The organism is Pedobacter sp. AW31-3R (genome assembly GCF_052180285.1).
Taxonomy (GTDB): domain Bacteria; phylum Bacteroidota; class Bacteroidia; order Sphingobacteriales; family Sphingobacteriaceae; genus Pedobacter.
On the sequence record NZ_CP197475.1, the window covers coordinates 5,111,918 to 5,124,881 of the forward strand.

The 12,964-nt window shown below is 43.4% G+C and carries 14 protein-coding genes; 2 read left to right on the forward strand and 12 right to left on the reverse strand.

What is annotated here, in order from left to right; all coding sequences use genetic code 11:
• Positions 1–3: 3 nt before the first annotated feature.
• From ACSBL2_RS20945 to ACSBL2_RS21000, 12 genes are all read right to left on the reverse strand, one after another.
• A complete protein-coding gene (locus ACSBL2_RS20945; RefSeq protein ID WP_442588511.1) occupies positions 4–762 on the reverse strand; it encodes a Rossmann-like and DUF2520 domain-containing protein in 759 nt (252 codons plus the stop codon).
• The gene (locus ACSBL2_RS20950; protein WP_442588512.1) at positions 763–3,234 is read right to left on the reverse strand and encodes a heme lyase CcmF/NrfE family subunit; all 2,472 of its coding nucleotides are present in this window, start codon (positions 3,232–3,234) and stop codon (positions 763–765) included.
• A gap of 5 nt (positions 3,235–3,239) precedes the next feature.
• Positions 3,240–3,650, reverse strand: a complete 411-nt coding sequence (locus ACSBL2_RS20955; protein WP_442588513.1) for a cytochrome c maturation protein CcmE domain-containing protein — start codon at positions 3,648–3,650, stop codon at positions 3,240–3,242.
• Positions 3,651–3,818: 168 nt separating this feature from the next.
• Positions 3,819–4,565 (reverse strand): peptide-methionine (S)-S-oxide reductase MsrA, encoded by a 747-nt coding sequence (gene msrA, locus ACSBL2_RS20960; protein ID WP_442588514.1) that lies wholly within the window; start codon positions 4,563–4,565, stop codon positions 3,819–3,821.
• A 64-nt stretch (positions 4,566–4,629) separates the two neighbouring features.
• Positions 4,630–6,051 (reverse strand): Glu/Leu/Phe/Val family dehydrogenase, encoded by a 1,422-nt coding sequence (locus tag ACSBL2_RS20965; protein ID WP_442588515.1) that lies wholly within the window; start codon positions 6,049–6,051, stop codon positions 4,630–4,632.
• Between the two features lie 153 nt (positions 6,052–6,204).
• Positions 6,205–6,423, reverse strand: coding sequence for a CcmD family protein (locus ACSBL2_RS20970; RefSeq protein ID WP_442588516.1), 219 nt, complete (start codon positions 6,421–6,423; stop codon positions 6,205–6,207).
• 42 nt (positions 6,424–6,465) lie between these two features.
• Positions 6,466–7,119, reverse strand: coding sequence for a cytochrome c biogenesis protein CcsA (gene ccsA / locus ACSBL2_RS20975; protein ID WP_442588517.1), 654 nt, complete (start codon positions 7,117–7,119; stop codon positions 6,466–6,468).
• A gap of 112 nt (positions 7,120–7,231) precedes the next feature.
• Positions 7,232–7,891 (reverse strand): heme exporter protein CcmB, encoded by a 660-nt coding sequence (locus ACSBL2_RS20980; protein WP_442588518.1) that lies wholly within the window; start codon positions 7,889–7,891, stop codon positions 7,232–7,234.
• Positions 7,892–7,903: 12 nt separating this feature from the next.
• Entirely contained in the window at positions 7,904–8,320 is a 417-nt protein-coding gene (locus tag ACSBL2_RS20985; RefSeq protein WP_442588519.1) for a hypothetical protein, read from the reverse strand.
• Positions 8,321–8,328: 8 nt separating this feature from the next.
• Positions 8,329–8,664: a gliding motility protein GldC gene (gldC, locus tag ACSBL2_RS20990; protein WP_442588520.1), complete on the reverse strand. Its 336-nt coding sequence runs from the start codon at positions 8,662–8,664 to the stop codon at positions 8,329–8,331.
• A gap of 100 nt (positions 8,665–8,764) precedes the next feature.
• Positions 8,765–9,082 carry a hypothetical protein gene (locus ACSBL2_RS20995; protein ID WP_442588521.1) on the reverse strand — a complete coding sequence of 106 codons (318 nt, stop codon included), beginning with the start codon at positions 9,080–9,082 and terminating at the stop codon, positions 8,765–8,767.
• A 59-nt stretch (positions 9,083–9,141) separates the two neighbouring features.
• Positions 9,142–10,479, reverse strand: a complete 1,338-nt coding sequence (locus tag ACSBL2_RS21000; protein WP_442588522.1) for a DEAD/DEAH box helicase — start codon at positions 10,477–10,479, stop codon at positions 9,142–9,144.
• 57 nt (positions 10,480–10,536) lie between these two features.
• Here ACSBL2_RS21000 and ACSBL2_RS21005 point away from each other — a divergent pair, with 57 nt between their 5' ends.
• Positions 10,537–11,871 (forward strand): dihydroorotase, encoded by a 1,335-nt coding sequence (locus tag ACSBL2_RS21005; RefSeq protein ID WP_442588523.1) that lies wholly within the window; start codon positions 10,537–10,539, stop codon positions 11,869–11,871.
• The gene (locus ACSBL2_RS21010) at positions 11,871–12,956 is read left to right on the forward strand and encodes a DUF3810 domain-containing protein (protein ID WP_442588524.1); all 1,086 of its coding nucleotides are present in this window, start codon (positions 11,871–11,873) and stop codon (positions 12,954–12,956) included. The genes ACSBL2_RS21005 and ACSBL2_RS21010 overlap by 1 nt, the downstream gene beginning before the upstream one ends.
• The last annotated feature ends 8 nt before the right edge of the window (positions 12,957–12,964 follow it).

Sequence of the window (12,964 nt, forward strand, 5' to 3'; positions counted from 1 at the left end):
ACGTTATGTATTTTTAATACTGTTACTCAATAGGGTATAGATTTCCTGCAGTGCAGGTTTATCCTGCAACAAAGATAAATGCTTTTTCATCGTATCCACATCATTCCTGATGGCAGGGCCAGTCTGTACATCGGCAGGATTGGAGTTCTGGATTTTCTTCGCCGTCTCCATAATCAGCGGCTTCAGCAAATCGAACTCCAGTTGATGTGCAGCCAGGATCTCTGCGCTTAAATGATACAAATGGTTACTGAAATTACAGGCAAAAACAGCCGCAACATGCAGGATGGTACGTTGTGCGCTATCTACTTCAGACACCAGCGGACTGATCAGGTGTGCAATAGCAGAAATACGTTCCAGACTCTCCGGACTATCTCCTTCAATACATAAAGGGACTTTCTTGAGGTCAACCGCCTTTGTCCTGGAGAAGGTCTGAAGTGGGTACAATACCCCATAACCTTTACCCAAAAGGGATAAAGACGACAGGGAAGTTGCACCGGAAGTATGGACCACAAGGCCCTTCAGCCCTATCAATTGTGCAGCAACGCTGGCAATCACCTCATCTTTCACCGCAATCAGGTAACAATCGGCCTGACGGTTAAGGTCTTCCCAGCGGCTAATGGCTTTTGCACGTGTCAGTGCAGCCAGAATCTCAGCATTCTGATGATTGCGGCTATATACCTGTATAATCTCAGCACCCACCTCTTTCAAGGCGATGGCCATATGTGTGGCGACATTTCCTGAGCCTATACAAACAATCTTCATCTAAGCTGATTTAATTTCTTTCTGTCTCCTGAAAATAGAAATCAGGAATCCGATAACCATGACAACTAAACCTACCCAGTACAGGTTAATGTAAGGGAACTCAATAGATTTGAATACCACCCAGTCTTTGGCTTGCTGAGGTTTTTCAAACACCTGCAGTTCTACTTTTTTCTGGTCCGGAAGTATTTTTGTGAAACGTACCCTCAAGCCCAGGTCATCAATATTCCTGGCAAAATCGAACGTGTTATTTCCCTTCACCAGGAATATAGGTTCAGTTTTATAAATCTTACCATTCAGGTTGATTTCCAGTGGAAGTCCCACGGCAAGATCTCCCTCGGCCAAAGCCAGACTTTTTGCCGTAGGTTTGAAATTCAGGTCTTTCACCGTAATGATCCCACTGCTGGTATGCAGAGTATCTCCGGTACTCACATTCACTACCCTTGGTTTTTTATAGTTCTCTTCGTCGCTTTTTGCTTCACTTTCAATATCATGAGCATCCTTCGCTTCTGGTGCACTGGTAATATGGGTATAGATGTCGAAAGTAAGGTAATGTTTCGTATCCGGGGAAGCAATCAGTCCCATTTTCGGATTCGATTGCACGTGTGGATTTAAGTCGAAATCTTCTTTGATCTTTCCGCTTTCTTCATCAATCACCTTGAAATTCAGGGTATAAAAAGTATTCGGTGCAATCGTTGTATCATTCGTATACGTCACCGTAAAACGGCCCATTTTCTTAGGCTCATTTTTGTACAGGACCATATTCTCTCCTGGTTTCTCTACTTTTTCAAAGTCCTTTACAGGAATAAAGTTCGTGGCATTCAGGGAAACAGGTTTACTTGTCGCCGCAGCAACCAAAGCACCAACCAATAACAGTGCAAAACCGATATGTGCCACTGCTGCACCGATAAGCTTGCTTTTTCCGCCAAATGCCTGCGAAAGAATCCGTGCATTGGAAAGAATCGCGAACATACAACTGAAAGAAAGCAGGATATATATCAGGTTATGGTAAACATCTGTTAGGTATACAAAACCTGCAGTAACCAGCAACGCAACAACCAAGGTCGCAATTAAACTGCTGTAGAACTTACGGGAATCGGTCCGCTTATATTTTAAGAACTGTGAGAATCCGGAGATCAGGGTAATCAGGATGGCAAACGGTGCCTGCCACTGATTGTAATATTTGATCGCATCTATTGGTGGTGCGAAATTCGTTCCGAATGCCTTGTTGAATACCGGAACAGAGGTAGAGAAAATCACCTGGATACAGGCTACCGTCACTACAAGGGCACCGATAAACAACCAGAATTCCCTTGAATACGTTTCTTCATCCTTATTGGTAATCGGCAGCTCTTTCCAGCGCAGCACAATCAGGACAACCGGAATCGCAAGGAACACTACATTGTATAAAACAAGGTGACCAAACATGCCCAGGTCGGTAAAAGAGTGTACAGAAGTTTCTCCCAGAATACCGCTCCTGGTCAGGAAGGAAGCATACAGTACCAACACAAAACTGATCAGTACCAGTACAATTGAAGTAAAAAAAGCATGACCGGTATTTTTGAACGCGATCACCACGTGTACAGCCCCGATAAGGGTCAGCCATGGAATCAATGAAGCATTCTCCACAGGGTCCCATGCCCAGAAACCACCGAAGTTCAGCGCTTCATAAGCCCAGAAAGAACCCATGATAATTCCGGTTCCCAGTACCATCACGGCAAATAAAGCCCATGGCAACACTGGTTTTACCCATTCTTTATATCTTTTCTGCCATAAAGCCGTAATGACATAGGCAAAAGGAACGATCATACTGGCGAAACCCAGGAACAAAGTTGGCGGGTGAATCACCATCCAATAGTTTTGCAACAGGGGGTTCAACCCTCTTCCGTCAGTAATAAATTTCAGGTAATTTTTATAGTTTTCAGCATCAGCAAATACAACCGGTGCCATATCTTTAAGGTCCACCGCCTCTCTCAGCAGGATAAACGGAGAGCTTCCGATACGCTCGCCGAAGATTTCCACCCCCAATAACATGGAAGTAAGAAAGACCTGCGACAATGCAACGATAGTCAGTACCCCGTTCTCCCAGCTTTTTGCCCTCCAGATCAGGATCAGTCCCAGCAAAGCCTGCCAGAATGCCCAAAGCCAGAAACTTCCTTCCTGTCCTTCCCAGAAAGCAGAAACAATATAATATACCGGAAGAGCTGTGGAAGAATGTGAATAAACGTAGTAATATTCGTTAAAATGATTAAGGATCAGATAGAATAATGTAACACCTACACCAACAATACTGATTCCGTTGATATAGAAGGAAATCCTTCCTATTTTCTGCCATGAACGGTCTGATTCATCTTTATTTTTCGTCGCGAAAAAATAAGCAATGGTAGAAAGAAGTGAAGCGGCAAATGCCAAAACAATAAAGAACTGCCCAACTTTGCCGGGAAGGAGGGTCTCTCCTGTAAATTGTATATCCATTAAAACTATTTGTATTTTTTAACCTTGCCGTCCTGCTGTATCTCTACCAGGTCATTGTTGTATTTTGAAGGACATTTCATCAAAATTTTCGATGCATAGAAAACATCGCGGTTCATCTTTCCGATGAGGACCAGTTTCTCTGAACGCTCAAAATCCTGTGGTTTGGTTCCACTATAGATTACTTTTTTAACAATCCCCTTCTCATCTTTCATGTAAAAAGAAAAATGATTGGCATCTTTTAAGGCGTCATAATAAGTACCTTTCTCTTTATCCCAATGCCCCATTACGTGAAATTCCCTGGAATCTTTCGCAGCTTCAGTAAAGGTTGAATAGTTACTGGTATCTGCATTTAAGCTCACCAGAAAACACACACAGATGGCAATTGTAATCAGACCAATAATTGCACTTTTTCTCATAGGTATCACAAATTAAAAGATTAGCCAAAGATAAAGAATATAAGTACCTGTAGGTGAAGAAGAGCTTCCCTATATATTTAGATGACAAATTGCTGATAGTTATCTGACAAAAAAACAACAGAGAAATAGATTTAGATACAAAAATTGCAGCAAGCCCCCTTATTGGAATTATTTGAGATAGGCTGCCTTAATCAATCCAGGTAGTTTCTCCCGAACATGCACTACTTTGGGCCTTGAAATCCTCCTGATGTAAGGATCCCAGGTATTGCGTTTATAATAATCCTGATGTTCCATTTCAGCAGGATAAAACACGGTAAAAGGTTCACGTTCGGTGACAATGGCTGCCTTTGGATAATCGCTGTGCCTGATGCTTTTAATCACTTCCCCGATGGTCTTCAACTCCTCCTTATTCCGGTAAAAAGCAATAGAACGGTAATCGGACCCAACATCCGGTCCCTGCCGGTTGAGTTGTGTCGGATCATGCGCATAAAAAAAAGCTGTACTGAGTTGACGGAAGCTCAGGACTGAAGGATCATAATAGACCTGCACAGCTTCCGCATGCCCGGTATTCTTGCCCAATACTGCTGCATAACTTGGATTTTCAGTATGGCCTCCGGCATAACCGCTCAACACCATCCGCACACCTTTCAGCTGCAACAGGCTTTCCTGCATGGCCCAGAAACATCCACCGGCAAATGTCGCCACCGCTTCTCCCCGCTCTGGTTTCGGCACTATTGCATAGCCGTTAAGCTGCGCGATCTGCTGATCATGACCGGAACAACTGAAAAAGAAAAGCAATACCAAGCATAAAGCTCCTATCACATTGGGGCGTTTTTTAGGGAGACTGGTGATATTCGTGCTGATTGCTAAGCCCATATGACAAGATACAAAAAATCCGCCATGTATTTTATACATGGCGGATCTGATAAAATTGGTACAGTCCTGAAGACAATAAGAGGTTACAAAACCAGTTTATCGCTTATGGCCAGATACCTAAATTCATGTAAGAAACGGCGATCTTATCGATTGAACCGACAAAAGCTGCTGTCCTTAAGGTTTGAATACCCGGTTTTGACAACATGGTTTCACGGATTTCATGGTAAGAATGGATCATGGTATCTTCCAGACCAGAGTTCACCAATTCCAGTTCTGAAGCACCTTTAACGATCATCAGACGATGTTCTGCAGGAATACTCTGACCTGTTAAGCTTTCCAGTGTATTAATCAGGTTGGCGTTTGAGTTCTCAGCGTAACGTTTTTCCATACGGCCAAAAGCTACGTGTGAAAGGTTTTTCAACCATTCGAAATAAGAAACCGTTACACCACCAGCATTACAATACATATCAGGGATAATGATACCGCCCATTTCAGTAAAGATTTCCTCCGCACCCGGAGTAACTGGTCCGTTAGCTGCTTCAGCAATAATCTTCGCTTTAACATTTCTGATATTCTGTACCGTAAGTACGTTTTCCAGTGCTGCCGGAACCAGGATATCACATGGCTGTTCCAAACCTTCTGCAGAATTTTTGAATTCTTTAGCACCCGGAAAACCAAGGATAGATCCGGTCAGCTTGCGGTGAGCGAAAACCTCGTCTACATTCAGTCCGTTTTCATTGTAAATGGCACCTTCGTATTCACAAAGACCTACTACCGTAGCGCCAAACTCTGTCAGGAATTTTGCCGTGTGGTAACCCACATTACCCAATCCCTGTACGATTACTTTTTTATCACCCAAACCAGCTGTAAAGCCAATTTTCTGCATATCTTCCGCAATTCTCACACATTCCCTGATGGCGTATGCCACTCCGCGTCCTGTTGCTTCTTTTCTGCCACGGATACCGTGTAAAGCGATGGGTTTACCGGTTACACAACCCAGTGCATCCAGCTGACCAGGGTTCATGGTCATGTACGTATCAGCAATCCAGCTCATTTCACGTTCACCTGATCCATAATCAGGAGCAGGAACGTCGATACCGGGACCGATAAAGTTCTTTTTAATTAATTCTGTCGTGTAACGACGGGTGATATTTTCCAGCTCTGCTGTGGTATAATTTTTTGGGGTAATTTTAATTCCACCTTTAGCGCCGCCAAAAGGAACATTAACAATGGCACACTTGTAAGTCATTAAAGCTGCAAGTGCCATTACTTCATCTTCATTGACCATTTCACTGTAACGAATCCCTCCTTTGGTTGGACTCATATGGTGAGAGTGCTCCACACGCCATGCGTCTATCACTTCGAAACCATTTCCTCTGCGGATAGGGAACTGGAAACGATATACACTGTTGCATGCCTTAATCTGGGATAATAATCCCTCTGGGTGACCGGTGAATTGTGCTGCGTTATCAAAGTTTTTACAAACATCTGTAAAAAAATTTGTCTCGTTTGCTGTATTAGCCATTTTATGATTGTTATGAAATTTAATTATTCTAAATGCCTTTCAAGGCTGCAAAATTGCATTAAAAAAAGTGATTTATGCAAATAGTATTAGGCATAGTGTATGGGAAACACCACGAGAGGGGCCGCAGAAAAACCTAGTTTAAACGATTTAAACTTAGTTTTTTGAACCTGATTTTTTTTCTAATTTTTTTAATCTTTTATCAATAGAGAAGAGAAAAAACAACAATCCGAACAGGATTAATGCTACACAAACGACAACAACATAGATTCTTTCTGAGCTGTAAAGGGTTTCTACAAGGGCAGAATCCTGATTCTGGGCAAACAATTGCGAGGTCATCAGTAACATCAGAACCGTTGTGATTAATGTTTTCATAGCAGATTTTATTAGTATTTTTTGTATTCGTTTTTCTAAAGATTAAGCTTGTTTTTCCAGTTGGCTGACCCGGAATAGAAGGGTATAAATCCAATACCCGATCAGGATCCATCCCAAACATGCGGGATAGAAAATCATACGCATCCGGCTATCCAGGTCATAGGAATTGAAACCTGGGTTCCCCCCATTTCCAGGGTGCAGGGAATCCGATAAACGTGGCAGCACAAAAAGGAGGACCACCATCATAGGAAAGGCAAAAACATTGTATATCGCAGAGATTTTCGCCCGCTTCTGCTCTTCATCAATTGCATTTCTTAAGACCAGGTAGGCAAAATACAGCAGAAGTGCTATGGCAGCGAAATTCTGCTTCACATCGAAACTCCATGCCTGTCCCCAGGTGAAACGCGCCCAGACCGCACCAGTGATAATCCCCAGAATCCCGAAAATAATACCGGTGTTCACACTTTGAACAGCTTTAAGGTCATGCTCCTGGTTACTGTTGCTTAAATACCTGATGCTCTGTACCACAGAAATGGTAAAAAGGACAATCATGCCAAACCACATCGGTACATGGAAATACAGATTCCTGATACTCTGATGTAATATCGGTAAAGCAGGAACAGGGGCTAAAAACCCAAAGATGGTAGAGTATATCACCAATACTGAACCTAAAATTTTCCACCAGGACTTATACATGTAATTCAATTTTTTTAAGCGATTTAAAGCACCGGTAGCCGGGCAGCTTTAAATTTGCGTGTTCAAAGTTAGTAAAGCTTTATGTATTTATATTAATTTCTTGTAATTCCTGTTAATCCCGCCACAAATAAGGGAACAATAACAGGGAAACCGCCATTACAAGGACATTGATGATCAGTAGAATCCCTATTTCATCCAGACTGACACTCCTGTCCAGCCCGTCCACCGCATTTTTTGTGAGCTTGATCAATACCGTAATGACCGGAATGATCACCGGAAAGCTGAGAATAGCCATCAGCATCCCTCCGTTTCCTGCTTTAGAAGCGATAGCGGAAATCATGGTGAAGATCGTGGAGAAACTTAAACTGCCCAGGATCGTCGCCAGAAAATACATGCCCATATCTTCCGGCACATAGTCAAACACCAGGGTATAAAAAGCCAGTGCCACCAGCGTGACCAGTAGCATCAGGAATACATTGTAAATAGTTTTGGAAATAATCAGTGCAATCGGACTAGCGACAGTATAGATGTAGAGCTGCCTGCCCCTGCTCTCCTGAAGGAAACTTTTAGAGACCGTATTGATGGAGGCAAACAACATGATAATCCAGAAAAGTGCATTCCAGGTAATGCCCCTTAAGGAGACAAAAGAGAGAAAACACACAAATACGGTCGATACCACATACAGCACCACACCATTTAGGGCATATTTCGATCGCCATTCCAGCAGTATCTCTTTTCTGATTAAATGTTTGACTTCCTGTAGGAGCTGCATGAACAAATCGTATTAAATAACCGGGCTGCTCGGATCTACAGGAAACAGCTTTTTATCGCGTTTAATGGTAATCATCAGCAATGCACCGGCAAGAATAACAAACCATCCCCATTTAAACTTCACCATTCCTGAAGCGAGGTTGATCAGTTTTTTGAAATGGAAAAAGCCAAATGCATCCTGTGTTTTAAACCATACTGCAAGTAAGGTCAGGATCACCAGCACAACCGATGCCCAACCGGTAAAACGCATTAGGCCTGTTTTACCCGTAAAAGCCCCCAGCAAAGCCAGCACAACAAAGGCATAGAAAATTCCTCCCAGATAAGGGTCTATCCCAAAATAATTCCAGTTTCCTATAATCGGTACGTGAACCAGCGGACACATCCCTCCTGCAGCCATGACAATGCCGCCTGTAACACCCTGAATTTTCATTTTTAAATTTATTTACCTGGATCAATACCCATTTTATCCGCGAAATGTGCACAGTAATCACGCAAATCTTCAATGATCAGTTTCTCTCCTGTTGCTTTCAGGAAGCTGTCGCCCATAGTTTGCAGGGTTTCATAGAAAAAACGCTTCATTTCATCAACCGGCATATCTTTAGTCCACAGATCAATGCGCATCGAGTTTTTATAATTATGGTCCCATAAGGCAAGCATCATTGATTTTACAGGAACCTTCTCCTGGCTCTGTGCATCTGTTGATTCCCATAACAGGTTTTCCGGCACATTGTTGTCGTCTAATTCAACGGTTATTTTAATTTCTGCTGTTTTCATTTTATTCTTATCGTTTCTATATACGCTGCACATCCAGTTCTGCAGCGTCTTGTCATTTATCTTTAATGTTTGTTGTCATCCTTTGCCATCAGTCCCTAAATCAGGCGATGGCACTTTTCAGGATAAGTAGCAGTGCTACAGTGAAAAATATCAACACTCCCTCCACAATCCATAATTTGCCCAGCAAAGGTATAAACTTCCTCAACAGGAGATCTGAAATGAAAGCAATTATTGCAGTTAAAATACAGAAACCGGCCAGCAGCCCATTCACTTGCTGCTGTACCCCCAGTATAGCAGCAGGTTTAATAAACAGCATCATCCCCGTCACCAGGGCAATAGAACTGACAATATTTAGTGGAGTGAGTTTCAAAATAGTAAGGTATTCAATTTCTACAGCACAGTTTTCTATCGTTTCCATTTTGGAAAGCCATTGCACAACAGCTGGCCTTGATTTTCCTGGCCAACACTACAGCGGGCTTATGTTTTCTTGAATTTCTTTTTCTTCCAGGCTGGGGTTTTGTTCATATTTTTCTTCGCCTTGGCAGCTGCTGCAGCAGCGATGGCTACCGCATGCTTCTTCTCATGGAAGGCTCCTTTAAAATCAGGATCATCCTTTCTTTTCTGCATATCGATCTCTTTTGCAATATGCTGGCGCTCTTCATAAGGGGTTTCTTCCACGAAAACTTCTGCTGGAATAGGTTCCACAGGGATCGTCTGACGGATTAACTTCTCAATTTTACGGATATAATATTTTTCTCCTTCCGTACAGAAGGTAAGTGCATCACCTTTCTGGTAGGCCCTTCCTGTACGTCCGATACGGTGTACGTAGTCTTCAATGATGATCGGAACGTCGAAATTGATCACATGGCTAACCTCCGATACATCTATTCCCCTTGAAGCCACATCCGTAGCCACCAGCACACGGATATTCCCTTCCTTGAAACTATTAATGGAATTGATACGCGTATTTTGTCCTTTATTCGCATGGATCACCCGAACAGCATCTTCCCCAAAACGGCGTACGATAAAACTGAAAATATTATCGGCAACAGTTTTCGTCTTACAGAAAATGATCAGTCGTTTATAGGCATCCACATCTTTAAGCAGGTGCTGCAGCAGGTTGATCTTCGTTTTAAAGTTGGGTACCTCATACAATACCTGCGTTACCGTAGCAGCAGGTGTAGCCTGTTCAGCTACTTCCAGTACAGTTGGATTCTTCAGAAAATCACCCGCAATTTTCTGTACCAGATCGCTCATGGTAGCCGAGAAAAGCAGGTTTTGCCGCCTGCGCGGCACGATCTCCAGAATCCGGTGTATAGAGCCGATAAAGCCCATATCCATCATTTTATCTGCTTCGTCCAGCACCAGGAATTTCAGGTACTGCGTATTGATATGTCCCGCTAAATAGATATCAAGGAAACGGCCGGGTGTAGCAATAATGATATCCACACCGGCTTTGATCTGTTCAATTTGTGTCTTAGGCCCTATTCCTCCAAATACCACTACCGTACGTAAATCAGTATAAGTGGAAAACATTTTCACATGTTCAGCAATCTGCATGGCCAGCTCACGTGTCGGCGCCAAAATTAACGCGCGTGCGGCATCGCCCTGTGCATATTTAAGTTGCATCAGTATCGGCAATACATAGGCGGCAGTTTTTCCTGTTCCTGTTTGGGCGATACCAAAAATATCCTGACCGGATAAAACCGGGGCAATTGCTTTTTCTTGTATGGGAGTCGCAACCGTAAATCCTGCGTCAGCTACAGCATTTAGGATCTGTCGGTTGAGGTTAAACTCTTCGAATGTTTTGGGCATTTGGCAAATATACTATAATTTATAGGATCAATAATTACATTTTGTAGATTTGACACCATGAACACCATCCTTATTAAAGCCGCAACCCTCGTGAATGAGGGAAAAATATATGTTGCAGATGTCTATATCAAAGACGGATTTATTCATGAAATAGGTCCGGATATCGATAAACCTGCCGGTCAGGTGATCAATGCTGAAGGGCTACACCTGTTGCCGGGCATGATTGACGACCAGGTACACTTCCGGGAACCGGGATTGACACACAAAGCAGATATCTTCTCTGAAAGTATGGCTGCCGTTGCCGGAGGGATCACTTCTTTCATGGAAATGCCAAATACGGTACCCAATACACTGACCCAGGAGTTGCTGGCTGATAAATACACTATTGCCTCAGAGATGTCGCTGGCCAACTATTCCTTTTTCATGGGCGCATCCAACAATAACCTGGAGGAAGTCTTGAAAACTGATCCGGCGAAGGTATGTGGAATAAAAGTATTTATGGGCTCTTCCACAGGCAATATGCTGGTGGACAATGAGCAGGTGCTGGAGAATATCTTCAAGGAAGCGCCAATACTTGTGGCTACACATTGTGAAGATGAAATGACGATCCAGCGCAACATGGCGGCTTACAAGGAGAAATATGGTGACCACATCACGATCGACATGCACCCGCTGATCCGTTCTGCAGAAGCCTGTTACCTGTCTTCTTCGATGGCTGTTGCCCTGGCGAAAAAACACCATACACGTCTGCATATCCTCCATATCTCTACTGCAAAAGAAGTGGCACTGTTTGATGCCATTACCCCATTGGCCGAGAAAAGGATTACGGCGGAAGCCTGTGTACACCACCTTTGGTTTGACGACCGCGATTATGCAACAAAAGGAAACCTGATCAAATGGAATCCTGCTGTGAAAACAGAAGCGGATAAAGATGCGATCCTGAAAGGGGTGCTTGACGGACATATCGACGTGATCGCGACCGACCATGCCCCGCATACCATGGAAGAAAAAGCACAACCCTATTTGCAGGCACCTTCAGGTGGACCGCTCGTGCAGCATGCCCTATCTGCCCTGCTGGAAATGTACCATGATGGCAAAATTTCACTGGAGAAGATTGTGGAGAAAACATCGCATAACCTGGCAACCTGCTTCCAGATAGACCGAAGAGGATTTATCAGGGAAGGATACTGGGCAGATCTGGTGCTGGTTGACTTAAATGATCCGGTGAAAGTAACCAAGAATAATATCTTATATAAATGCGGATGGTCACCTTTTGAGGGACAAACATTCAAGGCTGATATTACCCATACCTTTATCTCAGGAAACCTGGCTTATTATAAGGGTAAATTCATGACCAATGAAACCGGAAAAAGATTAGCTTTTAACAGGTAATGGGATTGGCAAACCGAAGTATACGACCACGCTCCCTGGTCTTACCAGGCATTGCGTTACTGATTTTCCTGTTCGGAATGAATGCAGCGCTCGTGTTGCGCTATTATACGAACGGTATCTATCCGTATACTTCGGTTGTCCAACGCTGGATCAGTTCCCTCTTTCCTTTTGCCATTGGTGATTTCCTCTATGTGGTCTTTATCCTTTACTGTATCTGGTCGGCAGTGAAAACCCTAAAGAAACTGTGGGCCAGAGAAAGCAGAAAAGAAGCTTTGAAAAGGATTCCCCTGCAGCTCTTCCGCTTTATCCTTGTCCTCTACATTGTATTTAAAGTCTGCTGGGGACTCAATTATTCCCGTCCATCGGTCTCCACACAGCTGGGAATCAGTGATGATAAATATACGGTGAAAGAACTGGTGGCCTTAGCTGAGTTTATGATCGGTAAAGTCAACACCATTAATGCTGCATTGGGCAACCCAAAAACGGAGAAATCCTATACCATTACAGAACTGGAGACAAAAGCAAAGCAGGGCTATGATCTGCTGGCCAAAAAGAATTCATTTTTCAGGTATCCGGTACCGGCCGTTAAAGCGGTATTATTCGATTGGGCGGTGACGAAAATCGGGCTGGAAGGTTATTACAATCCTCTTTCGGGTGAAGCCAATGTCAATATGCGTCTGCCTGCCATGATCCTTCCTTTCGTGACCTGCCATGAGATCTCACACGAGATGAGCATTGCCAGGGAGGATGAAGCCAACCTGATTGGCTATCTGGCGAGTATCAATAGCCCGGACCTAAACTTCCAGTATTCCGGGTATTACAATATCCTTAGAAATGTACTGTTTGAAATCCGTATGAAGTCGCCCGACGATTACCAGCGCCTGTTTAAAAAAATCAACCCATCCACCCTGGCAGATTTCGAAACGGAGCGCAATTTCTGGATGAGTTACAACAGTGACATGTATGGTTACATGAATGTGGCGCTCGACAGCTTCCTGAAAATCAATAACCAGCGCAAAGGTGTGGACAGTTACCAGGATATCGTACTATGGGTTTATAACCTGCATAAAAAAGAATTGAAATAAATTACCTG